General features: G+C 73.7%; 26 protein-coding genes and 1 riboswitch. Of the genes, 16 read left to right on the top strand and 10 right to left on the bottom strand.

Features of this window, described 5'->3' with window-relative positions; translation table 11 throughout:
• Positions 1–72: 72 nt before the first annotated feature.
• The 3 genes from I3F54_RS03590 to I3F54_RS03580 all read left to right on the top strand — a co-directional run bounded on the left by I3F54_RS03590 (position 73) and on the right by I3F54_RS03580 (position 3,516).
• On the top strand, positions 73–441 hold the full coding sequence (locus I3F54_RS03590) for a hypothetical protein (RefSeq protein ID WP_240117090.1): 369 nt from the start codon (positions 73–75) through the stop codon (positions 439–441).
• Between the two features lie 129 nt (positions 442–570).
• The gene (locus I3F54_RS03585; protein WP_240117089.1) at positions 571–2,583 is read left to right on the top strand and encodes an NADPH-dependent 2,4-dienoyl-CoA reductase; all 2,013 of its coding nucleotides are present in this window, start codon (positions 571–573) and stop codon (positions 2,581–2,583) included.
• 321 nt (positions 2,584–2,904) lie between these two features.
• A complete protein-coding gene (locus tag I3F54_RS03580) occupies positions 2,905–3,516 on the top strand; it encodes a PadR family transcriptional regulator (RefSeq protein WP_240117088.1) in 612 nt (203 codons plus the stop codon).
• Here I3F54_RS03580 and I3F54_RS03575 read toward each other — a convergent pair.
• Both I3F54_RS03575 and I3F54_RS03570 read right to left on the bottom strand, forming a co-directional pair.
• The gene (locus I3F54_RS03575; protein ID WP_240117087.1) at positions 3,464–4,006 is read right to left on the bottom strand and encodes a hypothetical protein; all 543 of its coding nucleotides are present in this window, start codon (positions 4,004–4,006) and stop codon (positions 3,464–3,466) included. The genes I3F54_RS03580 and I3F54_RS03575 overlap by 53 nt on opposite strands.
• Before the next feature lie 201 nt (positions 4,007–4,207).
• Positions 4,208–5,200: a fibronectin type III domain-containing protein gene (locus I3F54_RS03570; protein ID WP_240117086.1), complete on the bottom strand. Its 993-nt coding sequence runs from the start codon at positions 5,198–5,200 to the stop codon at positions 4,208–4,210.
• 346 nt (positions 5,201–5,546) lie between these two features.
• Between I3F54_RS03570 and I3F54_RS03565 the strand changes: the two genes are divergently transcribed.
• Positions 5,547–6,257, top strand: a complete 711-nt coding sequence (locus tag I3F54_RS03565) for a glycoside hydrolase family 75 protein (protein ID WP_240117085.1) — start codon at positions 5,547–5,549, stop codon at positions 6,255–6,257.
• A 252-nt stretch (positions 6,258–6,509) separates the two neighbouring features.
• Here the strand turns inward: I3F54_RS03565 and I3F54_RS03560 are convergent, their stop codons facing one another.
• From I3F54_RS03560 to dhaK, 3 genes are all read right to left on the bottom strand, one after another.
• A complete protein-coding gene (locus I3F54_RS03560) occupies positions 6,510–6,920 on the bottom strand; it encodes a PTS-dependent dihydroxyacetone kinase phosphotransferase subunit DhaM (protein WP_240117084.1) in 411 nt (136 codons plus the stop codon).
• On the bottom strand, positions 6,913–7,524 hold the full coding sequence (gene dhaL, locus I3F54_RS03555) for a dihydroxyacetone kinase subunit DhaL (RefSeq protein ID WP_240117083.1): 612 nt from the start codon (positions 7,522–7,524) through the stop codon (positions 6,913–6,915). The genes I3F54_RS03560 and dhaL overlap by 8 nt, the downstream gene beginning before the upstream one ends.
• An 81-nt stretch (positions 7,525–7,605) precedes the next feature.
• Entirely contained in the window at positions 7,606–8,598 is a 993-nt protein-coding gene (dhaK, locus tag I3F54_RS03550) for a dihydroxyacetone kinase subunit DhaK (RefSeq protein ID WP_240117082.1), read from the bottom strand.
• Positions 8,599–8,960: 362 nt separating this feature from the next.
• A riboswitch (cobalamin riboswitch) is annotated at positions 8,961–9,042 on the top strand.
• Positions 9,043–9,201: 159 nt separating this feature from the next.
• On the opposite strand from dhaK, the gene I3F54_RS03545 reads away from it, so the two are divergent.
• From I3F54_RS03545 to I3F54_RS03515, 6 genes are all read left to right on the top strand, one after another.
• Positions 9,202–10,224: a FecCD family ABC transporter permease gene (locus I3F54_RS03545; RefSeq protein ID WP_374205856.1), complete on the top strand. Its 1,023-nt coding sequence runs from the start codon at positions 9,202–9,204 to the stop codon at positions 10,222–10,224.
• 2 nt (positions 10,225–10,226) lie between these two features.
• Complete coding sequence (locus I3F54_RS03540) at positions 10,227–10,991, top strand: ABC transporter ATP-binding protein (RefSeq protein WP_240117346.1); 765 nt, start codon at positions 10,227–10,229, stop codon at positions 10,989–10,991.
• Between the two features lie 8 nt (positions 10,992–10,999).
• Positions 11,000–11,992 carry an ABC transporter substrate-binding protein gene (locus I3F54_RS03535; RefSeq protein WP_240117081.1) on the top strand — a complete coding sequence of 331 codons (993 nt, stop codon included), beginning with the start codon at positions 11,000–11,002 and terminating at the stop codon, positions 11,990–11,992.
• Between the two features lie 263 nt (positions 11,993–12,255).
• A complete protein-coding gene (locus I3F54_RS03530; protein ID WP_240117080.1) occupies positions 12,256–13,068 on the top strand; it encodes a hypothetical protein in 813 nt (270 codons plus the stop codon).
• 454 nt (positions 13,069–13,522) lie between these two features.
• A complete protein-coding gene (locus I3F54_RS03525; RefSeq protein WP_240117079.1) occupies positions 13,523–14,095 on the top strand; it encodes a copper chaperone PCu(A)C in 573 nt (190 codons plus the stop codon).
• Positions 14,096–14,478: 383 nt separating this feature from the next.
• Positions 14,479–14,943: an RpiB/LacA/LacB family sugar-phosphate isomerase gene (locus I3F54_RS03515; protein WP_240117078.1), complete on the top strand. Its 465-nt coding sequence runs from the start codon at positions 14,479–14,481 to the stop codon at positions 14,941–14,943.
• A 24-nt stretch (positions 14,944–14,967) separates the two neighbouring features.
• On the opposite strand, the gene I3F54_RS03510 is transcribed toward I3F54_RS03515, so the two are convergent.
• Positions 14,968–15,546 (bottom strand): hypothetical protein, encoded by a 579-nt coding sequence (locus I3F54_RS03510; RefSeq protein WP_240117077.1) that lies wholly within the window; start codon positions 15,544–15,546, stop codon positions 14,968–14,970.
• A 153-nt stretch (positions 15,547–15,699) separates the two neighbouring features.
• Positions 15,700–16,074: an STAS domain-containing protein gene (locus tag I3F54_RS03505; RefSeq protein ID WP_240117076.1), complete on the bottom strand. Its 375-nt coding sequence runs from the start codon at positions 16,072–16,074 to the stop codon at positions 15,700–15,702.
• A gap of 179 nt (positions 16,075–16,253) precedes the next feature.
• Between I3F54_RS03505 and I3F54_RS03500 the strand changes: the two genes are divergently transcribed.
• The 5 genes from I3F54_RS03500 to I3F54_RS03480 all read left to right on the top strand — a co-directional run bounded on the left by I3F54_RS03500 (position 16,254) and on the right by I3F54_RS03480 (position 22,089).
• Positions 16,254–16,928 carry a pyridoxamine 5'-phosphate oxidase family protein gene (locus tag I3F54_RS03500; RefSeq protein ID WP_240117075.1) on the top strand — a complete coding sequence of 225 codons (675 nt, stop codon included), beginning with the start codon at positions 16,254–16,256 and terminating at the stop codon, positions 16,926–16,928.
• Positions 16,929–17,043: 115 nt separating this feature from the next.
• Complete coding sequence (locus tag I3F54_RS03495) at positions 17,044–17,478, top strand: pyridoxamine 5'-phosphate oxidase family protein (protein ID WP_240117074.1); 435 nt, start codon at positions 17,044–17,046, stop codon at positions 17,476–17,478.
• Positions 17,479–17,611: 133 nt separating this feature from the next.
• Entirely contained in the window at positions 17,612–19,996 is a 2,385-nt protein-coding gene (locus I3F54_RS03490) for a phosphoketolase (protein WP_240117073.1), read from the top strand.
• A 150-nt stretch (positions 19,997–20,146) separates the two neighbouring features.
• Positions 20,147–20,764, top strand: coding sequence for a hypothetical protein (locus tag I3F54_RS03485; protein WP_240117072.1), 618 nt, complete (start codon positions 20,147–20,149; stop codon positions 20,762–20,764).
• Between the two features lie 326 nt (positions 20,765–21,090).
• Positions 21,091–22,089: a RimK family alpha-L-glutamate ligase gene (locus I3F54_RS03480; RefSeq protein WP_240117071.1), complete on the top strand. Its 999-nt coding sequence runs from the start codon at positions 21,091–21,093 to the stop codon at positions 22,087–22,089.
• Between the two features lie 215 nt (positions 22,090–22,304).
• Here the strand turns inward: I3F54_RS03480 and I3F54_RS03475 are convergent, their stop codons facing one another.
• From I3F54_RS03475 to I3F54_RS03465, 3 genes are all read right to left on the bottom strand, one after another.
• Positions 22,305–22,751 carry a pyridoxamine 5'-phosphate oxidase family protein gene (locus I3F54_RS03475; RefSeq protein ID WP_240117070.1) on the bottom strand — a complete coding sequence of 149 codons (447 nt, stop codon included), beginning with the start codon at positions 22,749–22,751 and terminating at the stop codon, positions 22,305–22,307.
• Between the two features lie 258 nt (positions 22,752–23,009).
• On the bottom strand, positions 23,010–23,396 hold the full coding sequence (locus tag I3F54_RS03470) for a DUF4440 domain-containing protein (protein WP_240117069.1): 387 nt from the start codon (positions 23,394–23,396) through the stop codon (positions 23,010–23,012).
• A gap of 68 nt (positions 23,397–23,464) precedes the next feature.
• Positions 23,465–23,884: a hypothetical protein gene (locus tag I3F54_RS03465; protein ID WP_240117068.1), complete on the bottom strand. Its 420-nt coding sequence runs from the start codon at positions 23,882–23,884 to the stop codon at positions 23,465–23,467.
• A 501-nt stretch (positions 23,885–24,385) separates the two neighbouring features.
• Here I3F54_RS03465 and I3F54_RS03460 point away from each other — a divergent pair.
• Positions 24,386–25,078, top strand: coding sequence for a response regulator transcription factor (locus tag I3F54_RS03460; protein WP_205381936.1), 693 nt, complete (start codon positions 24,386–24,388; stop codon positions 25,076–25,078).
• The last annotated feature ends 273 nt before the right edge of the window (positions 25,079–25,351 follow it).

Raw genomic sequence — 25,351 nt, 5'->3', positions numbered from 1 at the left:
TCTTGGGGGTGCGGGAGCGGCGACGCGGGGAATCCGCACCGCTGCGCCGCGGTGAGGGAAGGAGTGATCACCATGGCCGGCAAGCGACCGCACGAGGAGTCCGTCTCCGTCGAGATCAGCGGATGCAGCAAGGAGGACGCCCGCATCGTCTTCGACGCGCTGTGCGCGTCCTTCGAGTCCGACCGGGGTCCCGAGGACGTCCCCCAGCAACTGCACGAGACCCGCCCCATGGTGTGGCTCGGCACCTTCGAGGTCACCGAGGCGCAGGCGTGCCCGCCGCCGGGCCGGCTGTCGTCCACGGTCGAGGCCGATGCGCAGGGCGGCTACTGGGCCATCGACCGGCTGCGCACCACGCTGGACTCCCTCTTCGCCGTGCGGGACCTCTCCAGCGCCTCGGGCGACCAGGAGCGGGAGCTGCACGTCCTGCTGGGGAGCCGGTGACACCCCGGGGGCGGCCCGTCGGGACGAGGGCCGCCCCCGGGCCGTGCCCCCCATCTTTGTGCAACTAGTTGCACAAAGAGGTGGCGGTCCTCTACAACAGGAGGAACGTCACCGCGCACGGAGGGCCCGATGAGCCGCTACCCCCACCTGCTGAGCCCGCTCGACCTGGGCTTCACCACACTGCCCAACCGCGTCCTGATGGGCTCGATGCACGTAGGCCTGGAGGAGGCCGAGCGTGGCTTCGAGCGCATGGCGGCCTTCTACGCCGAGCGGGCGCGCGGGGGCGTGGGCCTCATCGTCACCGGTGGTATCGCCCCGAACGACGAGGGCCGGCCCTACCCGGGCGGCGCCAGGATGACCACCGAGGCGGAGGCCGAGCAGCACCGGGAGGTCACCGACGCGGTGCACCGCGAAGGCGGCCGCATCGCGATGCAGATCCTGCACTTCGGGCGGTACGCCTACCACCCGGAGCTCGTCGGCCCGAGCCCGCTCCAGGCGCCGATCAGCCCGTTCCCGCCGCGTGAGCTGACGGACGCCGAGGTCGAGCGGACCATCGACGACTACGCCGAGGCCGCCCGGCTCGCCCGCTCGGCCGGCTACGACGGCGTGGAGATCATGGGGTCCGAGGGCTACCTGATCAACGAGTTCATCGCCGCGCAGACCAACCACCGCACCGACCGCTGGGGCGGCTCGTACGAGAACCGGATGCGTTTCCCGGTGGAGATCGTGCGGCGGGTGCGCGAGGCGGTCGGCGAGGACTTCATCGTCATCTACCGGCTGTCCATGCTCGACCTGGTCCCCGGCGGCTCCACGCTCGACGAGGTGATCACCCTCGCCAAGGCGGTCGAGGAGGCCGGCGCGACGATCATCAACACCGGCATCGGCTGGCACGAGGCCCGCATCCCCACCATCGCCACCTCCGTCCCGCGCGGTGCCTACACCTGGGTGACCGAGCGCCTGATGGGCGAGGTGTCGGTGCCGCTCGTGACCACCAACCGCATCAACACCCCCGATCTGGCGGAACAGTTGCTTGCCGACGGCGTCGCCGACATGGTGTCGATGGCCCGCCCGATGCTCGCCGACCCGGCGTTCGTCCAGAAGGCGGCCGAGGGACGCGCCGAGGCCATCAACACCTGCATCGGCTGCAACCAGGCCTGCCTCGACCACACCTTCAGCGGCCGGATCACCTCCTGCCTGGTCAACCCCCGCGCCTGCCACGAGACCGAGCTGGTGCTGTCGCCGACCCGCCTGCGCAAGCGCGTCGCCGTCGTCGGCGCGGGCCCCGCGGGGCTCGCCTGCGCGGTATCCGCCGCCGAGCGCGGCCACGACGTCACCCTCTTCGACGCCGCGAGCGAGGTCGGCGGCCAGCTCAACGTGGCCCGCAAGGTCCCCGGCAAGCAGGAGTTCGACGAGACGCTGCGCTACTTCCGCCACCAGCTCGCCGCGCACGGCGTCGACGTCCGGCTCGGCGCCTGGATCACCGCCGGGGACCTGGACGGCTACGACGAGATCGTCGTCGCCACCGGCGTCACCCCCCGCACCCCGGACATCCCCGGTGCCGACCACCCCCGCGTCCTCGGCTACCTCGACGTGCTGCACGGCGCCCCCGTCGGCGACCGCGTCGCCGTCCTCGGAGCCGGCGGCATCGGCTTCGACGTCGCCGAGTACCTCACCGACGGCGGCGACAAGGCGAGCGAGGACGCGACGACGTACTTCCGCCACTGGGGCGTCGACCAGGACTACCGCGGCCCCGGCGGACTCGCCACGCCCGAGCGTCCCGCCCCGCCCCGTAGCGTGCACCTGCTCCAGCGCAAGACCAGCAAGGTCGGCGCGGGCCTCGGCAAGACCACCGGCTGGATCCACCGCACCGAACTCAGGCAGCGGGGCGTCACCATGGTCCCCGGCGTGCGCTACGACGCCATCGACGACGCCGGGCTCCACATCACCGTCGACGGGCAGAGCACCGTCCTGGAGGTCGACACCGTCGTGCTGTGCACCGGTCAGGAGCCGCGCCGCGACCTGTACGAGGAACTGCGCGCCACCGGCCGCAGCGTCCACCTGATCGGCGGCGCCGACATGGCCGCGGAGCTGGACGCCAAGCGCGCGATCAAGCAGGGCACCGAACTGGCGGCGGCGCTCTAGGGCGTGTTTCGAAAGTAGCGTCGTCTGCCCGAAGGGCAGGCCTGGCGGCGTCTGGTGCGTGCGATCGCAAGGCGGAGGGTCGCCCCGATACTGGATGTATCGGGGCGAGCCCGACAACGCGGCGAGCGTGCGTGCCAGACGCCGCCAGGCAGGCGGGACTTTCGAAACACGCCCTGGTCTTCCGAGTCGGGAATCCTCTCCAGCTATCTGAAGAGAATTCCCGACTCGGAAGACCAGTACCGCCCTCCTCGACGGGCGGACGTCGCCCCACCCCGCACCGACCGGTGCGGGGGCCGTCGGCCCCGTCCCTAGGATGACCCCATGTCACTCCCGCACGCGATCCTCACCGCCCTGCTGGAAAGGCCGTCCTCGGGACTGGAGCTCACCCGCCGGTTCGACAAGTCGATCGGCTACTTCTGGTCCGCGACGCACCAGCAGATCTACCGCGAGCTGGGGAAGCTGGAGGCCGAGGGTCACATTCGCGCCCTGCCGTCGCAGCAGCCGGCCCGTGGCCAGCGCAAGAGTTACGAGGTCCTGCCCGCGGGCCGGGCCGAGCTGGAACGCTGGACGGCCGCGGCGCAGGACCCCAAACCCCTGCGTGACGCGCTGCTGCTGCGACTGCGCGCCGCGGCCGTGGTCGGCACCGCCGGGCTGGAGGGCGACCTGCGGCGCCACCTCCGGCTCCACCAGCGGCAGCTGGAGGAGTACCGGGAGATCGAGCGGCGCGACTTCCCGCCCGGCAAGGACGCCCCGCAGGACCGGCTGCACCACCTGATCCTGCGGGCGGGCATCGACCTGGAGACCTTCTGGACGCAGTGGCTCTCCCACGCCCTGGAGGAGTTCGCCGGCCTGCCCGGCGGACCGGGCGGCGGCGGAGAGGTCACAGACGGTACGGCTTCGAGCGACGGCGCACGAACCACGCCGTCGCGATGACCCCGGCGCCGACCAGGGCCGCACCGACGCCCAAGGTGACCGGCCCGTAGTCACGGACGGCACCGCCCAGGCCGCCCGCCACCCCGCGCGAGGGCGAGGCCGTCGCCGAGATGGTCGGCGTGGAGGGCGCGGACACGATCACGGACTGGGTGCCCGCGGTCTGCTGGTTGGAGCAGACGACGACCACGGTGTAGGTGCCGGGACTGACGTCGGACCAGGCGGCCGACTGGCTCACCCCTGTGCCCGACAGCGCCACCTGCCGTCCCTGGGCGAAGTCGTTCTGGTTGCTGTTGAGCAGGGAGCCCGTGCCCCAGCTCCCGTTGATCTGCGTGCAGGCACTGGTCACCACCGACACGGTGGACCCGGTCGTGCTGACCGAGATGCCCGAGCCCCGGGCGTCGGCCGGCCCCGCGGCGGTCAGGGCGAGCGGGAACGCGGCGGCGGCTGCCACGGTCAGGCCGCCGCGGCGGAGAAGTCTCACGTTGCGCATGGGAGTGTCCTCCGGCGGCACGGTTGGCGGTACATCCCTTGCGCCGCCGAGGATCGGGTACGCCCGTGCTGCCTCAGACGCAGCCAACGTGCCCGCGGTGCCTGCCGCATGCGGATCGCATCCGGGCAGGTGAAGGATTCCATCGGACGGCCCACGCGGGCCGCGCCCGGCGGTGGAGCCGCGCCTGCTGCCGGGAGGTGGTCAGCGCCCGGTGGTCACCGACCGCTCCGGGGTGAAGCCGCCCCAGGTGCCGTCCGGCAGCTTCGCCCGCAGCCGCACCCGGTGGGTGACGCCGGCCTCCCTGCCCGCGTAGAAGCTGTACGACGCCCGCTCCTGCGGGGCGCTGCCGCCCCACACCAGGGAGGTGGCGGCCCGGCCGTCGAGCTGGATCTCGTACTCCGTGACCACTCCGTCCGCGCGCGGCGGCACCCAGGACAGGTCCAGGTAGTAGACCCCGCCCGCCCGGTGCGACCCGGCGCTGAGACCCGTCGGGGCGGTGGCCCGGCCGTCGTCGGAGCCGGGCGTCGTCAGCCGCACCGGGCCGGCGGCGGGGGAGAGGTTGTCGGCCGCGTCCCGCGCCCGAACGGTGAAGGAGTAGGCCGTACCGGGCCGCAGGCCGGTGAGGACCGTCGCGGTCTGCGCCCCGGACACGGTGTGGATCTTGGAGTCGCCCTGATAGACGTCGTACGACACCACCGCACGGTCGTCCGTGGCGGCCGACCAGGACAGCTGCGCCGCCCGGCTGCCGGCCGCACGCCCCGTCAGCGCGCCGGGACGGGTCGGTGGCGTGTCGTCCGCCGCCGCGGCGGCGGGAGTGGTGGCCCGGACCTCGCGGCTGGGCGGCCCGAGCCTGCCCGCGCCGTCGCGGGCGCGGACGGTGAAGACGTACGCCGTCGCCGGGGAGAGCCGGGTGACGTCCACCATGTGCTCGGAGGCCGGCACCTCCACGACCCTGCTGCCGCCCCGGTAGACCTCGTACGCGCGCACGCCGTCGGCGGCGGACACCGCGTTCCACATCACGTGCACGCTGGTGGCGCTGCCCGCCCCTGCGGTGACTCCGGTCGGCGCACCGGGCATCCGGCCGCTCTCCCCGGTCGTCGTGCCCGCCCAGCCGCAGGCGGTGGCCAGCAGCAGGCACCCGTAGAGCAGAACGCGTCGCACGACGTGACCTCCCGGTCCGACACGGGCATGCATTGGTACGGACCAATATGCGCCCCGGGGTGAGGGAGCATCAAGAGGCCGACACCGTGCGGGCAGGTATTGGTGACCATCGGGCGGAGTTACGTATGCTGAACCTCCTTGCGGCTGAACTCCCGACGAGGGCCGGGATGTTCAAGCCGCCGGCGCGGGCCGCTGTCGTCGCTGTCCCCGCGCCGGCGCAGGCGGCCCGGGGGCCGGAACCGAGGCAGGCCCGGCCCCCGGCCCCTGTCGGGCCGTCAGACGCCGTGCACCATACGGCCCCCTCGAAGTGGCCGCACGCCCGGACCCGCACCAGATTGGGCCGGGTGTTCGCCACCGTCCCCACGAGAGGGGTCCCACCGTGCGTGTCCAGTCGCTGACGCTGGCCGCGGCAGGCCTCGCCCTGCTGGCCCCGACGACACCCCCGTCCGCCGCGCGGCCCGCGGCCGGGCCGGCCGGGGCACCGGCGGCGGTGCGTCAGGAGGGCGACGTCGGGGCTGCCGACCTGCTGGCGCGGGTGCGCACGTGCGACCAGGTCTCCCGGGGCAGGTACCGCACCGACGACGGCGAGGAGCCGACGGTCCCGGTGTGCGGCACCCCCGACGCGGTCTTCTGGACCGCCGACATGGACATCGACTGCGACGGCCGGCCGGGCCGGGCCTGCAACCACGTCACGGATCCCCTGTACAGCGAGACCACCGCCTACCAGCAGTCCGACGGCCGCTATCCGAGCGCCGAGGACCTGCCCTACATCGTCGTGCCCGCTGCGAGCGACATCTGGGACCCCCGTGGGGACGGCGTGCGCGGCGGTTCCGTCGCGGCTGTCGTCCACGGGAACCGGGTGCAGTACGCCGTCGTCGCCGACACCGGCCCCGCCGACATCATCGGCGAGGCCTCCTACGCCACCGCCGGAGCCCTCGGTATCCGCACCGACCCGCGGGGCGGCGGGGCGCCCTCCGGCGTGACCTACATCGTCTTCCGCGATTCCCGGGTGGAGCCGATCGAGGACCACGCGGCGGCGGTGGCGGTGGGGCAGCGGCTGGCACGGCTGTTCGTCAGCGGCGGCAGCTGACCGGGAGCACCCCTTCCGCGACGCGGGCGCCCGGCCGGGGCCGGACCACGCGGGACGGTCGCCCGCGGGGCGATCGGGCGCGCGGGACGGCACCCCGCCCGGGCGCCAGTGCCCCGGGTCGGGCACCCTGCCCCAGCCGCGCGTCGAGCGCCCCGCCCCTGCGCCGCTGCCCGGCACCCCGGAGCGCCGGCGCGGGCGGCCCGAGCCGCTCGGGCGGCCGGGCGTCCCGGACCGAGCACCGGCCCCGTGCGGTCAGGCCTTGCGGTAGCCGTACGCCTCCGCGGCCGCCGCCTCCACCTCGTCCAGCCCGGCGCCGGTGGCCGCCGTGACCACCGCGGCGACGGCGCCCTCCACGAACGGCGCGTCCACCAGGCGTGTGCCCGGGGGCAGTTCGTCGCCCTCGGCCAGCAGGGCCTTCACCGTCAGCACCGCACTGCCGAGGTCGGCGAGGACGGCGACCCCGGCCCCGCGGTCCACCGAGGCGGCCGCCCCGGCGATCAGCTCCGCGCTGGTGCCCAGCCCACCCCCCTCGGTGCCGCCCGCCGGCGCGACGGCCACCGACGTGCCGGCTCCCGCGAGCCCCTGCGCCAGCTCGGCCACGGACGCGGCGACCTGCGCGCTGTGCGACACCAGGACGATCCCCACCTGCTTCCCGTCACTCACCGGTGACCTCGCTCCCCGTCTCCGCGAGCGCGGCGATCAGCAGGGCCGACGAGGTCGCCCCGGGGTCCTGGTGACCGATGCTGCGCTCCCCGAGGTAGCTCGCCCGGCCCTTGCGGGCCTGCATCGGCGTCGTGGCCAGGGCTCCCTGCTCCGCCGCGGCACGGGCCGCGTCGAACCCGTCGGCGAGCGCGTCCACCGCCGGGACCAGGGCGTCGATCATGGTCTTGTCGCCGGGCGCGGCCCCGCCGAGGGCCATGACCGCGTCCACGCCGCCGCGCAACGCCTCCGCCAGCTCCGCCTCCCCGACCTCGCGGACATCGCCGAGGGACTTTCCGGTGCGGCGCAGCAGCGTCCCGTACAGCGGACCCGACGCCCCGCCGACGGTCGAGATGAGCTGCCTGGCCGCCAGCAGCAGCACGGCACCCGGCGTGTCCGGGACCTCCTTCTCCAGTGCGGCGACGACCGCGGTGAAGCCGCGCTGGAGGTTGCTGCCGTGGTCGGCGTCCCCGATCGGCGAGTCGAGAGCGGTGAGCCGTTCCGCCTCGCGGTCAACGGACAGGGCGGTCGCCGTCATCCAGCGTCGGAAGAAGTCGGCGTCGAGCACAGGATCTCCTAGCGTGAGGGGTGCCGCGGCATGCGGTGGGGCGGGACGGGCGGACGGAGTGTCGCACCGGCCCCCGACGTCTCACATACCCCAGCGCAGCGCCGGTGTCCGCACCGGCGCGTCCCACAGTCGCAGCAGTTCCCCGTCGACCTGGCACAGCGTGACCGAGGCCCCCGCCATGTCGAGCGACGTCACGTAGTTGCCGACGAGGGTGCGCGCGACGGCGACGCCCCGCTCGGTCAGCACGCGCTGCACCTCGGCGCTGAACCCGTACAGCTCCAGCAGCGGCGTCGCGCCCATGCCGTTGACCAGGAGCAGGACGGGGTTGCGCGGGCTCATGTCCTCCAGGATGGTGTGCACGGAGAAGTCGGCGATCTCCGCGGACGTCATCATCGGCCGGCGCTCGCGCCCCGGCTCACCGTGGATGCCGACTCCCAACTCCAGCTCGCCCGGCGGAAGGTCGAACGTGGGGCTGCCCTTGGCCGGCGTCGTGCACGCGCTGAGCGCCACCCCGAAGCTGCGCGCGCCGGCGTTCACCTGCCGGGCGACCGACTCCACCCGCTCCAGTGGCTGCCCCTCGTCCGCCGCCGCTCCCGCGATCTTCTCCACGAACAACGTCGCCCCGGTGCCGCGCCGCCCGGCCGTGTAGAGGCTGTCGGTGACCGCGACGTCGTCGTCGACGAGGACCTTGGCGACCTGGATGCCCTCGTCCTCGGCCAGTTCCGCAGCCATGTCGAAGTTCAGCACGTCTCCGGTGTAGTTCTTCACCACGAACAGCACCCCGGCCCCGCTGTCCACGGCCGCCGCGGCCCGCACCATCTGGTCGGGCACCGGCGAGGTGAACACCTCACCCGGACAGGCCGCCGACAGCATCCCGGGACCCACGAAACCGCCGTGCAGCGGCTCGTGCCCCGAACCGCCCCCGGACACCAGCGCCACCTTGCCCGCCACGGGCGCGTCCCGCCGCACGATCACCCGCCGGTCGACGTCCACGGTCAGTTCCGGGTGCGCGGCGGCCAGCCCCCGCAGGGCGTCGGCGACGACGGTCTCGGGGACGTTGATGAGCATCCTCACGGTATCTCCTCGGATGGATTGCAGGGTCCCCTGGCCTGAGTTCTGCCAGGTCGGTGGGGGTGTGCCTGGTTGTCGATCTCGGTGGCCGGCGGTGCCCGGAGGCGGGCTCCGCCGGGACTGCTGCTCACTGAACGGTGACGTCAGTGATGGTCCGTCAGGTTGTCGGGCACACGGACGCCTCACGGTCCGAACGCCCCTCGGAGGAAGTATCGACCTTGCGGCAGCGAAGGTCACGTGGGCCGACCGCCGTGGCGGTCATCCACACCGCGGCCGGCCGTTGCCCCCGCCGCCCGCCCGCGCCGCGGTGGGAGCGGCACACACGCCGAAGATCATTCTCTGTTACGCTCGCCGGGCCTCCTGCGGGGGAAGTCCGGTGAGAGTCCGGCGCTGACCCGCAACGGTGTGCGAGGCGACCCCTGGTCGTCCGCGCGAGCCCGATCGCCCGTGGGTGGTGTGACCCGTCGACTGCTCGCCGTGGAATGCGAGAGGGGACCGCGCGGCCTTTCCGCCGTGCGGGCTGTCTCCTTGCGCCAGTTGATCAGGCGGCCCGGACGAAGGACCGCCACGATCGTGCGAGCAAGCCCCACACCCCGCCTCATATCCGTGCCGCCGTTGGCCCTCGGCCTCGGACTGCTGCTCCTGTCCTCGCTCGTGTGCGGCGTCGGGCTGGGGGCCGCCGGGATCGGCTGGGCGGAGGTGTTCCGGTTCCTCCGGGCCGGGGTCACCGGAGGGACCGTGCCCGCCGGTGACGTCGCGGCGTACACCATCGTCTGGGAGATCCGGCTGCCGCGCGTCGTGCTGGGCGCCGTCGTGGGGGCCGGGCTCGCCTCCGTCGGGGTGGCGGTGCAGGCGATGGTCCGCAACGCGCTCGCCGATCCCTTCGTCCTGGGCATCTCCTCCGGCGCCGCGGTGGGCGCCAACGCGGTCATCCTGATGGGGGCGTTCGCCGGGCTGGGTGTGTGGGCGCTGTCGGTGTCCGCGTTCGCCTCGTCGCTCGCGGCCATGGTCCTCGTGTACGCCGTCGCCCGCTCGCCGCGGGGGCTGACACCCCTGCGGCTGATCCTGACCGGAACGGCCCTCGCGTACGGCTTCGAGGCCGTCACCACGGTGATGGTCTTCGGGGCCGCACGGGGCGAGGCGGCCCGCTCGGCGATGATGTGGCTGCTGGGCAGCCTGGGTGGCGCGACCTGGGCGCAGGTGCCGCTCGCCGCCGCGACCGTGGCCGCCGGATGGGGTTGGCTCCGGTGGCGTGCCGGGCCGCTCAACGCGCTGGCCATGGGGGACGAGACGTCCGCCGCCCTCGGTGTCCGGCCCTCCGCGCTGCGCCGCGAACTGTTCGTCGTGACCGCCGCCGTGACCGGCACGGTGGTCGCCGTCAGCGGTGCGATCGGGTTCGTCGGGCTGATGGTGCCGCACGTCGTGCGGATGCTGGTCGGTGCCGACCACCGGCGTGTGCTCGCGGTGGCACCGGCGGTCGGGGCGGTCCTGCTGATGTGGGCGGACATCCTGTCCCGACTCCTGCTGGCCCCGGCCGAGTTGCCCGTCGGAGTGATCACCGCGGTGGTCGGGGTCCCCGCCTTCCTCCTGCTCATGCGGCGGGGCGGCTACGCGTTCGGAGGGCGGTGACGGTGCGGCTCGACATCGAGGACGTGACGGTCGAGGTGGCCGGCAAGCGGCTGGTGGAGGACGTCCGGCTCGCCGTGGACGACGGCATGTTCGTCGGGCTCGTCGGCCCGAACGGCAGCGGCAAGTCGACGCTGCTGCGTTGCGTGTACCGGGCGCTGCGCCCGGCCGGGGGAGCCGTCCGCCTCGACGGGGAGGACGTGCACGCCATGGACCCGCGGGCCGCCGCACGGCAACTGGCGGCGCTGCCCCAGGAGCACTCCGCCGAGTTCGACTTCACCGTCGCAGAAGTGGTCGCGATGGGACGCCTGCCGCACCGGCGCCGCACGGCCGCCGACGACCGTTCCCGGTGTGAGCGGGCCATGGCCCGCACCGGCGTGGCGCACCTGGCCGACCGCGGCTTCCTCGCCCTGTCCGGCGGGGAGAAGCAGCGCGTCCTCATCGCCCGTGCGCTGGCCCAGCAGCCCCGGGTCCTGGTCCTCGACGAGCCGACCAACCACCTCGACATCGCCCACCAGCTGGACGTCCTGTCGCTCGTCCGCGACAGCGGCCTGACCGTCCTCGCCGCGCTGCACGACCTGAACCTGGCCGCCGCGCACTGCGACCGCCTGTATGTCGTCGCGGGCGGCCGGATCGTCGCCTCCGGCCCGCCGCACGACGTCCTCCGGCCCGCTCTGCTCGCCGGGGTGTTCGGGGTGCGTGCGCACCCGGTGCGGCACCCGGAGACGGGCGCCGTCCAGCTCCTGTTCGATCTTCTGCCCGCCACGTGAGGAACCCCATGCGTCAGTCGATCGCCGCGGCCGTCTGCCTCGCGGCAACCGCCACCGGGTGCGGCGCCGCCGTCGAGCCGTCACCGGATGTGCCGTCCCGCGCCGTCACCCTCGTCAACTGCGGCCGGGAGGTCACCTACGAACGGGTCCCCGAGCGTGTGGTCACCAACGACGTCGGCATCACCGAGCTGATGTTCGCCCTCGGCCTGGAGGACCGCATGGCCGGCTTCGCCATGCCCGACGACAGGGGCGACCTGACCGACGTGCCGTGGAAGGGCGGCTACGACGAGGTCACATGGCTCTCCAAGGACCGGCTCACCAAGGAGGACGTCCTCGACGCCCGCGCCGACCTCGTCGTCGCCGGCTGGAACTACGGCTTCCGCGAGGACAGCGGGTTCACCCCGGACGCGCTGCGGAAGCTCGGCATCCCCGCCTACGTCCTCACCGAGTCCTGCCGCAACGGCCGGACGAAGACCTCGCGCGGCATCATGTCGCCGCTCGACGCCCTCTACACCGACCTCACCAACCTCGGCCGGTTGTTCGGCGCCGAGGAGCGCGCCGCCGCGCTGATCGCCGGATTCAAGCAGCAGATCGCCGAGACCGGGGCCGCCGCACCCACCCGCCGTCCCAGGGTCTTCCTGTACGACAGCGGCCGGGACCAGCCCTTCACCTCCGGCCGCCACGCCGCCCCGGACCAGATCATCAGCGCGGCCGGCGGCGACAACGTCATGCACGACGTCGACGACTCCTGGACCACCGTCGGCTGGGAGACCGTCGTCGAACGGAACCCGGACGTCATCGTGATCTGCGACTACGGGGACGTGAGCGCCGAGCAGAAGCGCCGGTTCCTGCTCTCGTACGCCCCGTTGCGGAACGTCTCCGCGGTCAGGCACCGCAGGGTCTTCGTCCTCGACTACGCCGAGCTGGTCGAGAGCCCCCGCAACCCGTCCGCGATCGCCCGGCTCGGCGCCTACCTGCGCACCGTGGCTCCTCAGCGGTGAACGCCGCCTCCGGCAGGCAGGGCTGCCGCTGGTCCGCTCGGGCGATCCGCTGGGCGAGCGGCGTGTGGTACTCCTCCCGCCAGTGCCCACGGCCGGTGGTTGCAGGACGCAGTGCGGCCGAGTCACCCGTGCACGGCGCCGACAGGGCATCGCCCTGATCGGCGGTGAGTACGAAGCTCCGCCGCCCCAAGCCGTCGGGCTTGGGGCGGGGAGCGACCCCGGCGTCCGGACTCCGGCGGGCGCCTGGAATCATGGCGCCCGCCATGAACGTCCCGGGACGCGCTGCCGTCGATCTGAGACTGCTGAGGGCCGCGGTGTTCTCCGCGGTCTGCGTGGCGCTGTCGGCAGCGGGCCACGTCCTCGCCTCGGGCACCTGGATCCCGGCGTGGTCGCTGGCCGCGGGCTGGGCCGGGGTGCTGTGCGTGGTGGGACCGCTGGCCGGACGGGAGCGGTCCCAGTACGGCATCACTCTCGCCCTGCTGGCCGGTGAGACCGGCCTCCACTCCCTCTTCTGCCTAGGGCAGCTGTCCGCGACGCCCGCGCAGGCCGCCGACCGGTCGGGCACCGTGGTGGCGATGGCCGAGCGGCTGCTGTGCAACGGGCCTGCGGCCCACCTCACGGCCGACCAGGCGACCCGAATCCTCCAGCTGGCGCGCATCGACCCGGCACGGGCCGCGGACGGTGTGCACGCCGTGTCCGGGGCGACGGGGACGAGCGTGCACGGCTTGCACGCCATGACGTCGGCCTCGATGCTCTCCCTGCCCATGGTCGCCGCGCACGTGGCCGCGGCCGTCGTCACGGGCTGGCTGCTGCGCCGCTGCGAGGCCGCGCTGTGGCGGACCGTCCGGCTCCCGGCGCTGGTCTCCGACCAGACGGCCCGGCTCAGGCTGCTCGCCCGTCTGAGCACCCTGCTGGCCGCTGTGCGGATGGAGGCGGTGGCGGTCCTGCTGGAGCGGCTGCTGTCCGCGCTCGCTCCGCGCCGGATGGCGGACGTCCGGGCCCGTCGGCTGCGGTCGGCCGTACCGTGGACGTGCGTCGCACGCCGGGGCCCGCCCGAGGTGGTCACGGCAGCCTGAGCCGACCCGCGTGCGCGAGTGCCACGGGGGTGCCCAAAGTGCTGCCCTCCCGGTGGCGGCGACGATCTTCACCCCGCGGGGGTGATGCCCCGCACCGCCCCGCGGTCGGCCGCGGACGGTCCTCTGAAGCCGGACGTCCTCCGGAGAGCCGCCTCCCGCCTGCCGGATCCCGGGCCGTGCCCCGTCGCTTCCCGGCGGTCAGCGGCACGGCGGGTGAGCCGTGCGCGCCCGCCCGTGAGCCGCTCTCGGCGGCCTTCGGCCGCTCCGGCCCCGGCTCCCGCAGGGGCGGCGCCCCACCGGGCATCGCCGACCGACCAGCGGTGTGATCGTCGCCCCGCACCGACGCGTGCGCCGTGCCGTCCGAGGACGCCAGGGCGCCCTGTTCCGGACCTCCCGCACCCCCGAGCAGCGGCACCTCGCCGACCTGCCCGGGAACGCAAAGAAAAGAGACATCGTGACCTCCTCCGCCCCGGGCCTCCGATCCCGCGCGCTCGCCCTCCGCTCCGCGCGGGGCTCCCGCACCGGAGGCCTCCGCCTCCGGGTGGGCCTCGCCGCCGCACTGCTCGCAGGCTGCAGCGTGCTGGCCGGCTGCTCGTCCTCGTCCCCGGCGACCGCATCCGCCACCTCCTCGCCCACCGGTCCGGTCGCCTACGACGAGCCGGTCCTGAAGGTGACCGGCGCCTACATACGGCAGCCGGTGACCGCCGACATGGCCGCGGGCTACCTCACCATCACCAACTCCGGCCGGATGCCCGACAAGCTGACCGGGGTGACCAGCGACGCCGCCGCCATGGTGACGATGCACCGCACCACTGCCGAGAACGGGATGGAAGCGGTGAAGGCGTTCACCATCCCGGCGGGCGGCAGGCTGACCCTGCGCACCGGGGGCAACCACCTGATGCTGATGGACCTCAGGAAGAAGCCCGTCGCGGGCGGGACGGTGACCCTCCAGCTGCGGTTCGCCGCGTCCGACACGATCACTGTCAAGGTCCCGGTCGAGCCGCCCACGTACCAGCCCATGAACTGACCCGCACCGAGGACCCACCGCGCCGGCGCTGCTCGCCCTGCCCGTCCAGTGGGCCGGCAGCGACCGCCGGGCCGCCGCCCGCACCGACCGCCGGGCCGACCGGGACAACGGTGCCGAACTCGCCGCCTGCAACGCCTGCCCCGCTCTCCTCGCGGCCCGCGGCACTCCCGTGTGAAAGGCCGTCCGGGCGGGCCCCGGCTGCCGCCGAACGCCGCCGGACCGAGCCGTCGCACATCCCGTGCCGCGACCGGACGGCGGAGGCTCAGCCGGCTCGCGACGACCGGCGCAGGACGCGCCCGGCGGCCTCTCCGGCCGGAGCGCGCGGGTCCTCCGCCCGCTCCGCCGCCCCCTGCGCGTGCCCCGGTGCGCTGTAGGCTCCGGGCATGCGGATCTCCGTCTCCTCCGACATGGACGAACCCGTGGCCCGCGCCCTCGTCGCGGAGCTGGAGCAGCGGGGCCACGACGTGACGGCTCACGGAGCCTTGCGTCCCGGTGAGGACCCGCAGTGGGCGGCCTGCTCCGAGGCGGCGGCCCGCGAGGTCGCCGCGGGCCGCGCCGATCAGGCCGTCGTGTGCTGCTGGACCGGCACCGGCGCGTCCATCGCCGCCAACAAGGTGCCCGGTGTCCGCGCGGCCCTGTGCACGGACGCCTACACGGCGGACGGAGCCCGCCGCTGGAACGACGCGAACGTGCTCGCCCTCAGTCTCAGGCTGACCTCCGAGCCGCTGCTCAAGGAGATCCTCGACGCGTGGTTCGCCGGTGCGGCGGGTGACGAGGCGGACGACCGGGAGAACCTGGCCCGGGTGGCACGCCTGGACGGGGCCCGGACGTCCGCTCAGGCACCGTAGGGGCCCGTCGCCGCACAGGTGGCGTCAGCCGGTCCGGTGGCCCCAGCGCGGTTCCACCACGTCCCACTCCCTGCCCCAGGCGTCGATGCGCCGCCGGTCCAGGCGCCACCGCACCATGGCGCCGCAGCCGAGCGCGACGCCCGCCAGGGCCAGTGCCGCGGCACCGCCGAACAGGGCCGACTCCAGCGCGGCCTCCGCGGGGCTCGGCGGCTCGTGGGCGAGCGCCCCGCGCGCGTCCAGCCACACCACGACGTGCGCGCCGGCCTTCTGACCGGAGTCCACCAGGGCGTAGCCGGTGTGTGTGATGCCGTCCGGCGCCGTCCAGCGCACCTTCGCGGTGACCCGGTCCCCGGAGCTGGAGTCCCCGATGGCCGCCCGCTGCGAGTCGGTCACCAGCACGGCCTGGACGGGATACCGTTCGGTGCGCTGCCGGGCGAGGGCCTCGTCCGTGGCGTGCGCCGCCAGCAGGCCGACGAGCGTCCCGCCCACCGCGATCACCAGCCAGACGACCAGTACCACCCAGGCCTCGACGACGTCGTCGTGCCGCCGCAGCGGATTGCTGCGCCACCGCCACAGGCGCCGCTTCACACGCGTGCCCCTCATCGGTGAGCACCTCCTCGTCGCCGTCCGCTTCGCCCCCATGCCGCCACGATGAGGGGGGTGGCCGCCCCGGTGGCAGAGGCCGACCGGCCGTGGCAGGGGACCGTTGGGTACCCCTCGGCGGCCGGCGAAGGGGCCGTTCAGCCCCTGTCGTCCCTAGGCGCGCCGTGCCCCCGCGACCCCGAGGGTCTCCGGGAGCCGCGGCATGATGTCGAAGACGCCGTCGAGTCCGACGTGCCGCACGATGCGCAGGAAGTGGGCGCTGTCCGCGACCAGCCGCAGCCGCCCCTGGCGGGCCAGGGCCCGGTTGCGGGCGCGGCACAGCACCCCGAGCCCGGAGCAGTCGATGAAGGACACGGCGCGCAGGTCCAGCACGACATCCGGCCGCGGCCCGGCGGTGAGTGTGTCGAGCCGCGCCGACAGCGGTGGCGCACTGAGCAGATCCAGGTCACCGTGTGGAGCCACGACGGTCGTCCCGGTGGCGGAACGCTCGCTGCGGACCGGAGCGTGGTCGACGGTTGCTTCGGGCATGGAGCCAGACAATCGGGCTGGACGGTGCGTGCGGAAGGGCCGACCGGCCCAAGCATCGCGTCCCGGCCGGGCCCAGTCTGGAGGTGCCGGACAGACACAGGGTGGCCGAGCCTTGGCGGCCCGGCTCCCCATCGCTCCAGGCCGCCGCCCGTACGGCCCGAACACAGGAGGTGACCGCCATGGCCGGAAAGGTTCTGCCGAAGACGGTGAAGGAGACGCCGACCGGCGACCTGGGACGCCGGATCGCCCGGCGGCGCGCGCAACTGGGGCTCACCCGGGAGGAGGCGGCCGCCCGCGCGGGCATGCCCGGCTCCTACCTGCGCCACCTGGAGGAGCACCCGGGGGCCGCGCCCGGTTCCGGCGCCCTGCGGAAACTGGCCGCGGCGCTGCAGACCACCCTGGCCGAACTGATGGGGGCCAGCGCCGACCGGCCGCCCGGTCCGGGCCGGGCGCTGCGCGGCGCCTCCTTCACCGAACTGGACACCGAGGAGTGCCGCGCCCTGCTGGCCGCACACGGCGTCGGGCGGCTGGCGCTGCTCACCGTCGAGGGCATCGTCGTCGTCCCCGTCAACTACAGCGTCGTCGACGGCGCCGTCGTCTACCGCACCGATCCGCGGGCGACACCCGCCCGGGCGGCGGGTCGCCGGGTGGCCTTCGAGGTCGACCGCATCGACGACGCCTTCAGCACCGGCTGGAGCGTGCTGGTCAGGGGCCCCGCGCAGGCCGTGACCGACCCGGCCGCCGTGCGCCGCCTGGCGGACCGCGCCTCCGGCGAGCCCTGGGCCGGCGGACTGCGCCCCCTGTGGATCCGCATCGATCCCGCAGCCGTCTCCGGACGCCGCATTTCAGCCTGAAAGGGCCCGTTGTCCGACTCGGCCGGGACCCATGGCCCCTCGGTTCCCGGCCCCGCCCGGCGGAGGCTGGGCCGGTACCGCACCGCCCATCGCATCCGGCGAAAGACGAACGCCCATGTATCCCAACGACGGATTCCGTGAACTCGACCGGCCGGAGTGCCTGCGCCTCATGGCCAAGGTCCCGGTCGGGCGGGTCGTCTTCACGCGCCAGGCCCTGCCCGCGGTGCTCCCGGTCAACTTCTGCGTCGACGCCGACGGGGCGGTCCTGCTGTGCACCTCCGCCGCCTCCGACCTGGTGCGCGCCGTCGACGGCGCCGTCGTCGCCTTCGAGGCCGACGAGATCGACAGCGCCCGGTTCAGCGGATGGAGCGTCGTCGTCACCGGCGCCGCCGCGGTGATCACCGACCCCGGCGAGCACGAGCGCCTGGCCCGCACCGGCCCCCGCTCCTGGGCGCCGTCCCCGTGGGAGGTCTTCGTGCGGATCGAGCCCGACCTGGTGACGGGCCGGGAGCTGGTCGCCGGCCACAGCCAGTACGGTCTCGATCCGTGACGACCCCGGACGGCGTACCCGTTTCGGCCGGATGGGCCGATCGGCCCTGTCGGGTACCCGCCGCGGCGGACAGGGTGGTGAGGTGCGTACGGCCTGTACCGCCCCACCGCACCCGACCGGAAGGGACCCCGACATGCCCGCCGACCCCCAGCAGGCGTCGTCCAGGCTCGACGCCGACGAACTGAGGACTCTGGACGCCCACTGGCGCGCCGCGAACTATCTGGCCGTCGGCCAGATCTACCTCATGGCCAACCCCCTGCTCACCGAGCCGCTGCGCCCCGAGCACGTCAAGCCGCGCCTCCTCGGGCACTGGGGCACGTCACCGGGCCTGAACCTCGTGTACACCCACCTCAACCGCGTCATCAGGGCCCGCGACCTGAACGCCCTGTGCATCTGGGGGCCCGGGCACGGAGGCCCCGCGGTCGTCGCCAACTCCTGGCTGGAGGGCTCCTACACCGAGACCTACCCGGACGTCACCCAGGACGCGCCCGGCATGGCCCGCCTGTTCAAGCAGTTCTCCTTCCCCGGTGGCATCCCCAGCCATGTCGCCCCCGAGACACCGGGCTCCATCCACGAGGGCGGCGAACTCGGGTACGCGCTCTCGCACGCCTACGGCGCCGCCCTGGACAATCCCGACCTGGTGGTGACGTGCGTCATCGGCGACGGCGAGGCGGAGACCGGGCCGCTGGCCGCGTCCTGGCACTCCAACAAGTTCCTCGACCCCGTCCACGACGGTGCCGTCCTGCCGATCCTCCACCTCAACGGCTACAAGATCGCCAATCCGACGGTGCTGGCCCGCGTTCCCGAGCCGGAGCTCGACGACCTGCTCCGGGGTTACGGCCACGACCCGATCCACGTCACCGGTGACGACCCCGCCGCCGTCCACCGCGCCATGGCCGAGGCCTTCGACACCGCCCTGGACCGCATCGCCGCCCTGCAGCGCGCCGCACGCGAGGACGGTGTCACCGAACGCCCGCGCTGGCCCGTGATCGTACTGCGCACCCCGAAGGGCTGGACCGGTCCCGCGGAGGTCGACGGACTGCCCGTCGCCGGCACCTGGCGCGCCCATCAGGTGCCCCTGTCCGCCGTCCGCGACAACCCCGATCACCTGCGGCAACTGGAGGCGTGGCTGCGCTCCTACCGCCCGGAGGAACTGTTCGACGAGGACGGCCGCCCCCGGCCGGACGTCCTCGCCTGCGTCCCCGACGGCACCCGCCGACTGGGCTCCACCCCGCACGCCAACGGCGGCCTGCTGCTACGCGAGCTGCCCCTGCCGGACCTGGACACCTACGCCGTACCCGTCGACAAGCCCGGCGCCACGATCCACGAACCCACCCGTGTGCTGGGCGAGTTGCTCCGGCACGTCATGGAGGCCACCGCCGACCGGCGCGACTTCCGCCTCGTCGGCCCCGACGAGACCGCCTCCAACCGGCTCCAGGCCGTGTACGACGCCTCCGGCAAGGCCTGGCAGGCCCAGACCCTCCAGGTGGACGAACACCTCGACCGGCACGGCCGGGTGATGGAGATCCTCTCCGAGCACACCTGCCAGGGCTGGCTGGAAGGCTATCTTCTGACGGGGCGTCACGGACTCTTCTCCTGCTACGAGGCGTTCGTGCACATCGTCGACTCGATGGTCAACCAGCACATCAAGTGGCTGCGCGTCACCCGCCCGATGCCCTGGCGTGCTCCCATCGCCTCCCTCAACTACCTGCTCACCTCACACGTGTGGCGGCAGGACCACAACGGCTTCTCCCACCAGGACCCCGGTTTCGTCGACCACATCCTCAACAAGAGCCCGGAAGCCGTACGGGTCTACCTGCCGCCGGACGCCAACACCCTGCTGTCCGTGGCCGACCACGCCCTGCGCAGCCGCGACTACGTCAACGTCGTCGTCGCCGGCAAGCAGCCCTGCCACGACTGGCTGACCATGGACCAGGCCCGCGTACACTGCGCCCGCGGCGCGGGTGTCTGGGACTGGGCCGGCACCGAGGACGGCACCCGGGAACCCGACGTCGTCCTCGGCTGTGCCGGCGACGTTCCCACCCAGGAGGTCCTGGCCGCCGCGCAGTTGCTGCGCCGGCACCTTCCCGAACTGGCGGTGCGCGTGGTCAACGTCGTCGACATCGCCCGTCTCATGCCCAGTGAGGAACACCCGCACGGCATGACCGACTTCGAGTACGACGGACTGTTCACCGCCGACAAGCCCGTCATCTTCGCCTACCACGGGTACCCGTGGCTGGTCCACCGGCTCGCCTACCGCCGAAAGGGCCACCGCAACCTGCACGTGCGCGGCTACAAGGAGATCGGCACCACCACCACGCCCTTCGACATGGTCGTCCGCAACGACCTCGACCGCTACCGGCTCGTGATGGACGTCATCGACCGCGTGCCGGGTCTCGCGGTGCGCGCCGCGTCCGTACGGCAGCGGATGGAGGACACGCGGCTGCGCCACCACGACTGGATCCGGATCCACGGCACCGACCTCCCCGAGGTCGCCGACTGGGCCTGGGACGGCTGACCAGAGGGCCCGCCGGCCCGGCTGACGGGACGTTCGGTCCCCCGGACCGGGCCCCGCGGCCCCCTGTGGCACCACCGCCCCACGCGGGACATTGAAGGCGCAACGACAGGCGCGCCCCGGCGCCTGTCGGTCTCGGAGGGGATGAGCATCATGGCAGTTCACAACCACCCGCACCGCCGCATCGGCTTCCGCTTCTGGTCCGCCGACCGTACCCGGACCGCACCGGAGGCCGCCGGAACGGCGGAGGCGACAGCGATTCGCGCCTACGCGTTCGCCGGACTGCGCCTGCTCACCGGCTTCGTCTTCCTGTGGGCCTTCCTCGACAAGACGTTCGGTCTGGGCTACGCCACCCAGTCCGGCAAGGCGTGGATCGACGGCGGCTCGCCCACCAAGGGCTTCCTCAGCCACGTCGCCGCCGGACCGATGGAGTCCACCTTCCACTCCTGGGCGGGCGCCGCCTGGGCGGACTGGCTGTTCATGCTCGGCCTGCTCGGCATCGGCGTAGCGTTCATGGCCGGCATAGCCCTGCGGATCGCCGCCGCGGCGGGCACCGTGATGATGGCGCTGATGTGGATGGCGGAGTGGCCACCGGCCAAGCACCTGTCGGACGGCTCGCCCAGCATGTCGACGAACCCGTTCGTCGACTACCACCTCGTCTACGCGGTGGTCCTGATCGCGCTGGCCGTGGCCGGTGCGGGCGCCACCTGGGGCCTCGGCCGCCTGTGGGCGCGGCTGCCGATCGTCGGCCGCAACCGCTGGCTGCGCTGAGGGCGACACCCGCACCGCCCGGCTCGGGAGTCCTCCCCGCCGGGCGGTGCGCTGTCGTGTGCCCGAGCCCCTCCGCGGCCCTCTACGGCAGGGCGCACGCATGGGGGCGGACGGCGCAGGGCCCGGGGCAGGAGGGCCGCGGACATGCGCCCTGTCACGACCTGCCGCCGGACGCCTACAGTGTGGCGGCACAGCGCTGTGACACCGATCCGGCAGGGCGGAGACCGACCGCCCGTACGACAGGCACCACCCTTCCCGTGAATCCGCTCGGGCCGTGCGCCGAGAGCGCGCGGAACCGTGCACGTCGTCAGTCGCTGGAGGCAGCTGTGTCCCGACCCCGCGTCGCCCTGATCGCCGACCCGACCTCGCCCGAAGGGTGCAGCGAGTACCTCGCCGAAGCGGTCGCGCTGCTCACGGGCGCCCCTCCGGTCCGTATCGACTCCCGGCACTTCGGCACCGGCGGCACCGGCCGTGGCATCCGCGACGGCCACCGCTTACGCCTGCAGGTCCCCGCACAGGACGTCGACTTCACGCCCGACATCGTCGTCCTCTACGAGATCCCGCCGCACCGGCGCCCTGAACTCGCTGCGTTCCAGAGGCTGCTGGAACGGCACGACGTGGTCACCCTCGGGACCGGCACGGCCGCATGGCGCACCGCGACCGAGAAGAACCTCACCGTCGAGCGCTTCCGCCGGGACGGCGTCGCCCACATGGAGACCCTGGTCCTGTCCCGGCCCACTTCCCAGGAGGCGAAGGCCGCCTTCGACCAGCTCGGCCGCGACACCTGGGCCCGGCCCGTCGTCGGCACCGGAGGCAACGACACCTTCCACGTCACGACCGACGGCCGGCTCCGCCACGCCGCCGCCTTCTACGCCGAGCGCGGCACCGACTGGCTGCTCTCCCGGGACGCCGGGAACGTCACGGCCGACGGACAGCGGCACCAGTTCCGCGTGTTCGTGCTGGGCGGCCGGGTCGTCCATGCCCGCGAGCACCTCCAGCCCGCTCCCGACACGCCCTGCAACACCTGTCAGGGGGCGACGCCCGTCCCCATCGCCCCCGGCGACCTGCCGGCCCGTCTCACCGAACTCGCCGTCGCCGCCACGGGGTCCGTCGGACTGCCCTTCGCCGGTGTGGACCTGGCGGTCGAGAACGGTGGCGTCGTCTTCGAGGTCAACGTCCAGCCCGCCTTCGTCGACGGCGAACTCGACACCGTGGCCGTTCCCTACGTCCGCGCCCACCTCGACGCGCTCACCAGGGCCAGGGGCGGGCACCGCGGCGTCGGAGCGCCGCGGGAGACACGGCCGGTCCCGGCGGCCGGCAGCTGACGGACTCGCCCCGGGCAGCGGGCCGCTTCGGGAGACCGGCAGCCGTGCCGGCCGCGCGGACCGCGCCCGCCTCGGGGCACGCGGCCGGGACACGGCACGCAGCGGCAGGACAGCGCCCCACCGCACACCTTTGCCGGCCGGGCTTCCGGTGCCAGCGGCACGGGCGCCGAGGGGGCCGCGGGCCGGACCGCTGCGACCCCGCCGTCCGGGCGCGCTCAGAGGGGTGAGAGCCGGATCCCCGTGATCAGGTCGGGGCGGATACGTACGGCGTAGTCCATCGTGCGGTCCACCCAGGGGCGCAGCATCGCCCGGTAGCGGGCCAGCTCCCGGGTGTCGGTGATCAGGTGGGCGTAGCCGGTGACGACCACGCTCCAGCCGAGGTGGGTGTCCGGATCGATGAGGTCCGCCTCGTAGGCCACGACGACGCCGGGGGCGCCGGCCTGCCGGGTCCGGGTGGTCAGCGCCGCTCCCTCGTGCGTGCGGATGACGATGTCGCCGTCGTCCAGGACGTGGTTGACCGGACGGATCGTCGGCAGCGCGTGCTGGGTGAAGACGATCCGCCCGAAGGAGACGGTGCCCAGCAGCCGCAGAGCCTCCCGGCTGTCGAGTTCGACGCTCCGGCGGGGCGCTGCCGGGACCGGCGAGGCGTTGTCGATGGCCATGGCGGGTTTCCGTACGTGTGAGGAGGCGGGTTCGGGCGGGACGCGATCAGGACATTCGAACGCGGCCGCGGACAGCCGGACTAGGGCCGTTCGGCCCTGCCACGGTGCCCGGCCGACCCCCGTTCGTCCCCCGGGCCCCTCCGGGGCGTCCCGGTCCCGCCCGCGCCAGGGGACGGCTCCGGCCCGTGGCGCGGGCGGGACCGGGAACGATGCCGGGAACGCTGGGCGGGGCGCCGCACATGCTGCGGAACGTGCGCTTCATTCCGTGCCGGGCGCTACCGGCGTGGCGTGGTGGTAGTACATCCGCCAGTCCGCGGCCCCCTCCCGCCTGCGCCAGATCGAACTGCGCCGCGTCCGCACCGCACCGAGTCTCGTCTCGAACGTCAGATGCACCACCCCCGGGGCGAGGCGCACCCCCGTCATGCACGACGGCTCGTAGCGGGGCCCGTCCGGTGCGCTGCCCGGGGCATCGGCCAGCCGCGCCAGCGTCGTCTCGTACGTCCACCGCCGCCCCGACCTGCCGACCTCGACGAAGCCGGGGTCGAGGAGCCGGCCGGCGAGCTCCCGGGACGAGCGCACCCGGGGGTCCATGAGCTGCATCTCGCCGGCGATGGCCTGCTGCACTTCGTCCGTCGCGTCATCCATGGTGACACCCCACCCGGCGCGCGGGGCACGCCGCAAGCTGTTTCCCGCGCGGCCGGGAGCCTCCTCGCCTACGAACCGGGAGAGACCTCCGCGGCCCGCGCATCACCGGGGCCGCCGCGCCACGGCGGCGGCGCCGAGGTCCGGCGCGCTGTCTCGCCCCGGTGCACGACCCGCTCCACCTGTCCCCGCAAACGGTCGTGCAGCCGTTCGGCGAGCCGGTACGCGCTCGTCTCCTGGGCGTGCACGACGACCAGGTCGGCGCCCACCCTGATCTCGCCCCTCGCCGACCAGGGCTGCTCGGTGTGGCGCGCCGTGGCGCGGGCGATCCGCACCTCGCCGCCGAGCGGCGGCAGCCCCGGCCGGTTCAGGGCCGCGAGCACCTTGTCCCGGATGCGCTCCAGTGACGCGTCGTCCACGTCGCCCTCGGCTGCCCTCACCCGCACGGCAGGGATGGGAGTGCCCTGGACGCCGGTGTCCCTCGGAGTCATGAGCTCCGCTCCTCTTGTCTCATCGTTCCGCGTCGTACAGCTGCGTACGGCTGCGATGTCCGCGTCGTACTGCGTCGATCGGCCCCGGCCCAACGGTGTCCCGCTTCATCCTGCTTCAATCTGCTTCGTCCTGATGCATTCTGTTTCGTCCTGCGTGCTCTGCTCCGCCACGGGTCGTCGAGCGTCGGTCGATGCCTCCACGCTCGCGCGGCCACCGCGTACGCTCCAAGGGCCACCCGGCCCTCCGGCACGGGCCGGCAGTCCCCGTCGCCCCACGTCGACGCAGGTGGCGGGGCCGTAGATCGAAAATAGGGCCGACCGGCCCTGGCCGTTCGGCCCTGATGAGAGAATGATCGCCGCAGGGGGCGGGACGCCATGGGAAGCGAATCCGGGGGGAAGCGGTTTCCGGGTGGTACCACGGGCGACAATGACCACGACCCCGACCCGGCGGCGGCCCGCCGGCGGGAACGACGAGAACGAGCACACGAGAAGGAGCAACCGATGGCGGACAGCCAGCGGCCCGGCCCCGGCGAACCGATCCGGGTCTTCCTGCTGGACGACCACGAGGTGGTGCGGCGAGGCGTCCACGACCTGCTCAACGACGAGCCGGACATCACCGTGGTCGGTGAGGCCGCCAACGTCGCCCAGGCGCTGGTGCGGGTTCCCGCGCTGCGCCCGCAGGTGGCCGTCCTGGACGTGCGCCTGCCGGACGGGGACGGTGTGACCGTCTGCCGTGAGCTGCGCTCGCGCATGCCGGAGCTGGCCTGCCTGATGCTCACCTCGTTCGACGACGAGGAGGCGCTGCTGGACTCGATCATGGCGGGTGCCTCCGGATACGTGCTCAAGCAGATTCAGGGCTCCGACCTGGTCTCGGCCGTGCGCACCGTCGCCGCCGGCCAGTCCCTGCTCGACCCGAGCGCCACCTCGCGGCTGATGGCCCGGCTCCGCCAGGACCAGCAGGAGGAGGAGCAGCCGGACGTGCTGCCGGGCCTCACCGAGCGCGAGCGCGAGATCCTGGCCCTGATCGGCGAGGGGCTGACCAACCGCCAGATCGGGCAGCGGCTCTTCCTCGCCGAGAAGACGGTGAAGAACCACATCTCCCGGCTGCTGGCCAAGCTCGGTGTGGAGCGGCGCATCCAGGCCGCCGTCATCGCCACCCAGGCACAGGACCGGCTCCGGCAGCAGGAGCACTGAATTCCCGTCTCCTCGACCACCCGGCTGCCTGCCACCGCCCGGGACCGTTAACGTGGCACATGACCGGCGTGCACGGCGCTCGGCGGTGTGACGGAGCGGAGAGGAACGCGGGGTGGCAGGTTCCCACGGGACCAAGGGTGGCGAAGGCCGGGAAGAGCCTCGCGTATGGCTGCCGCAGCTGCGGTTGGACGAGCTGCTGGAGGAGCTCCAGGCGCGGATCGACGCGGCGCGTGGTACCCGTGACCGGGTGCACAGCCTGCTGGAGGCGGTGCT

The sequence above is a fragment of the Streptomyces sp. MUM 2J genome (assembly GCF_022414535.1).
GTDB lineage: Bacteria > Actinomycetota > Actinomycetes > Streptomycetales > Streptomycetaceae > Streptomyces.
Note: the sequence above shows the minus strand (reverse complement) of the source record. Positions and strands in the feature narration are given on the sequence as shown.

Excerpts from the sequence above, each read along its gene's own strand:
- I3F54_RS03465 (WP_240117068.1), bottom strand. The coding sequence starts at position 23,884 with ATGACTCCGAGGGACACCGGCGTCCAGGGCACTCCCATCCCTGCCGTG.
- I3F54_RS03495 (WP_240117074.1), top strand. The coding sequence starts at position 17,044 with ATGTATCCCAACGACGGATTCCGTGAACTCGACCGGCCGGAGTGCCTG.
- I3F54_RS03505 (WP_240117076.1), bottom strand. The coding sequence starts at position 16,074 with ATGCCCGAAGCAACCGTCGACCACGCTCCGGTCCGCAGCGAGCGTTCC.
- I3F54_RS03580 (WP_240117088.1), top strand. The coding sequence starts at position 2,905 with ATGTCACTCCCGCACGCGATCCTCACCGCCCTGCTGGAAAGGCCGTCC.
- I3F54_RS03500 (WP_240117075.1), top strand. The coding sequence starts at position 16,254 with ATGGCCGGAAAGGTTCTGCCGAAGACGGTGAAGGAGACGCCGACCGGC.
- I3F54_RS03490 (WP_240117073.1), top strand. The coding sequence starts at position 17,612 with ATGCCCGCCGACCCCCAGCAGGCGTCGTCCAGGCTCGACGCCGACGAA.
- I3F54_RS03570 (WP_240117086.1), bottom strand. The coding sequence starts at position 5,200 with ATGCATGCCCGTGTCGGACCGGGAGGTCACGTCGTGCGACGCGTTCTG.
- I3F54_RS03590 (WP_240117090.1), top strand. The coding sequence starts at position 73 with ATGGCCGGCAAGCGACCGCACGAGGAGTCCGTCTCCGTCGAGATCAGC.
- I3F54_RS03515 (WP_240117078.1), top strand. The coding sequence starts at position 14,479 with ATGCGGATCTCCGTCTCCTCCGACATGGACGAACCCGTGGCCCGCGCC.
- I3F54_RS03510 (WP_240117077.1), bottom strand. The coding sequence starts at position 15,546 with ATGAGGGGCACGCGTGTGAAGCGGCGCCTGTGGCGGTGGCGCAGCAAT.
- I3F54_RS03575 (WP_240117087.1), bottom strand. The coding sequence starts at position 4,006 with ATGCGCAACGTGAGACTTCTCCGCCGCGGCGGCCTGACCGTGGCAGCC.
- I3F54_RS03485 (WP_240117072.1), top strand. The coding sequence starts at position 20,147 with ATGGCAGTTCACAACCACCCGCACCGCCGCATCGGCTTCCGCTTCTGG.
- I3F54_RS03530 (WP_240117080.1), top strand. The coding sequence starts at position 12,256 with ATGAACGTCCCGGGACGCGCTGCCGTCGATCTGAGACTGCTGAGGGCC.
- I3F54_RS03475 (WP_240117070.1), bottom strand. The coding sequence starts at position 22,751 with ATGGCCATCGACAACGCCTCGCCGGTCCCGGCAGCGCCCCGCCGGAGC.
- I3F54_RS03585 (WP_240117089.1), top strand. The coding sequence starts at position 571 with ATGAGCCGCTACCCCCACCTGCTGAGCCCGCTCGACCTGGGCTTCACC.
- I3F54_RS03460 (WP_205381936.1), top strand. The coding sequence starts at position 24,386 with ATGGCGGACAGCCAGCGGCCCGGCCCCGGCGAACCGATCCGGGTCTTC.
- I3F54_RS03470 (WP_240117069.1), bottom strand. The coding sequence starts at position 23,396 with ATGGATGACGCGACGGACGAAGTGCAGCAGGCCATCGCCGGCGAGATG.
- I3F54_RS03535 (WP_240117081.1), top strand. The coding sequence starts at position 11,000 with ATGCGTCAGTCGATCGCCGCGGCCGTCTGCCTCGCGGCAACCGCCACC.